The organism is Corynebacterium lipophiloflavum DSM 44291 (assembly GCF_000159635.1).
Taxonomy (GTDB): Bacteria; Actinomycetota; Actinomycetes; order Mycobacteriales; family Mycobacteriaceae; genus Corynebacterium; species Corynebacterium lipophiloflavum.
The window spans coordinates 1-671 of the sequence record NZ_GG667213.1; the positions used below are offsets into that span (position 1 = coordinate 1).

Here is a 671-nt window from a genome sequence, read left to right on the forward strand (position 1 = left end):
GCGCGATTGATGCTGCAGCTCGAGCCCGGACATCATCGGATTTAGAGCGGATCCGACAACTCGAGAAGCAGAACCGGCTTGTTCAAGAAGAGCGAGACATCCTTCGCAAGGCGGCGCAGTATTTTGCGAAAGAGATGGGCTTGTGATCCGCTTCAAGTTCATCCGGGACCATCGCACCGAGTATTCGGTCAAGCGGATGTGCCACGTGCTGAAGGTGCGGCGATCTTCCTATTACAAGTGGAAAAACACACAGGCCGCGCGCCGCCAGAAGGTTCTTGACGATGCTGTTGTCGGTGCTCGTATCCGCACTTCAGTTCCGTGAGGAACACGGACTCTACGGAGCTAAGCGCATCGCCGCGGCGTTGAACGATCCTGATTCGGGGGCGCATGCGGTGGTCAATCACAAACGCGTCGCACGCATCATGAAGACTATGGGCATCCAGGGGTTCGAGAAGAAACGCCGCGTGCGCACCACCGTGGCAGATGCTGGCCGTGGTGTCTTTCCAGATCTTGTTTGCAGGCGGTTTCATGCCCCGGCGCCGAATCGCGTGCTCGTCGGCGACATTACCTACCTGCCGGTATCCGGTGGCGGCAATATGTATCTTGCCACCGTGATCGATTGTTATTCCCGCAGGCTGGTGGGATTTTCTATTGCTGACCACATGCGCGTC

General features: G+C 57.4%; 1 pseudogene. It reads left to right on the forward strand.

From position 1 onward, the window contains the following. Nucleotides 1-671, forward strand: a pseudogene (locus tag HMPREF0298_RS12840) (IS3 family transposase); the annotation flags it as partial.